At 63.6% G+C, this 1,142-nt stretch carries 1 protein-coding gene; it reads left to right on the top strand.

Annotated elements, in window-relative coordinates; translation table 11 throughout:
- The first annotated feature begins 188 nt into the window (after positions 1-188).
- On the top strand, positions 189-1,118 hold the full coding sequence (locus ATY29_RS01285; protein ID WP_003566833.1) for an IS110 family RNA-guided transposase: 930 nt from the start codon (positions 189-191) through the stop codon (positions 1,116-1,118).
- Positions 1,119-1,142 lie beyond the last annotated feature (24 nt).

Raw genomic sequence — 1,142 nt, forward strand, 5'->3', positions numbered from 1 at the left:
CCCCTTGTAACTTGACGCCATCCGCCGGCAGCCTAGCTAGCGCTTGCGGTGATGGAGCTGAGCCCGCAACCCCCTCGGGTTTGAAAACCCGTGGCAGAGCAAGGGATGGCTCCGTCGTTCCATCGAACCCGAACAGTCGCTTGGGCCGCTCGCGAAGGCGAAGCCCGCTTGCACAAGGATGGGATCAGATGGATGTTGTGGTTGGCATTGATGTTTCGAAAGACCGGTTGGATGTGTATGTGCTGCCGTCAGGCGAAAGCTTTGCCGTTGCCAATGATGATGAAGGCCTGGATGGGCTTGCCGCAAGGCTCCTGAGCCTGAAGGCGGATGTCGTCGCACTGGAGGCGACGGGTGGCTATGAGATGCTTGCGGCAGCCGCCCTTTCAGAAGCCGGTCTTTCGGTGATCGTCGTCAACCCGGCGCAGGTGCGCGCCTATGCCAAGGCTCTCGGCAAGCGCGCCAAGACCGATCCGATCGACGCCGAAATGATCGCCGCCTTCGTGGTTGCGACCAAGCCGGCGATCCGGCCGTTGCGCGACGAAGAGAACCGGGCGCTGGCAGCCCTTCTTGCCCGCCGCCGGCAGATCCTGGCGATGATTGCGGCCGAAGAGCAGCGCACCCGCATGGCGCTTGCCAAGGAGGCGCAGAAGAGCATCAAGCGTTTGCTTGCCGCCCTCCGGCGCGAGCTCGACAGTCTCGATGCCGATGTCGACGACCATATCCGCAAGTCGCCTCTGTGGCGGGTGCGCGAGGCGCTTCTGACTTCGGTGCCGGGCGTGGGGCGGGTGACCGCCCGCACGCTGCTTGCCGAGATGCCGGAACTCGGCAACCTCGATCGGCGGCAGGTCGCCTCACTTGCCGGTCTTGCGCCCTGGACGCGCCAATCCGGCAAATGGAAAGGCAAGAGCTTCATCGGCGGCGGTCGGACAACGGTGCGCTCCGTGCTGTTCATGGCCACGCTGGTGGCCTGCCGCCATAACCCGGTTCTGAAAGCCTTCCGCGATCGCCTGGTCGCTTCCGGCAAGTCGAAGATCGTCGCAACCGTGGCGGCTATGCGCAAGCTGCTCACCATCCTCAACGCAATCATCCGGGACCAGAAAGCATGGCAAAACGCTTGACTTCCAAGACAGTCGCTCTGCCCT

Origin of the sequence: Rhizobium hidalgonense, from assembly GCF_002914525.1 — a bacterium.
In the GTDB taxonomy this organism is placed as follows: Bacteria; Pseudomonadota; Alphaproteobacteria; order Rhizobiales; family Rhizobiaceae; genus Rhizobium; species Rhizobium hidalgonense.

Excerpts from the sequence above, each read along its gene's own strand:
- ATY29_RS01285 (WP_003566833.1), top strand. The coding sequence starts at position 189 with ATGGATGTTGTGGTTGGCATTGATGTTTCGAAAGACCGGTTGGATGTG.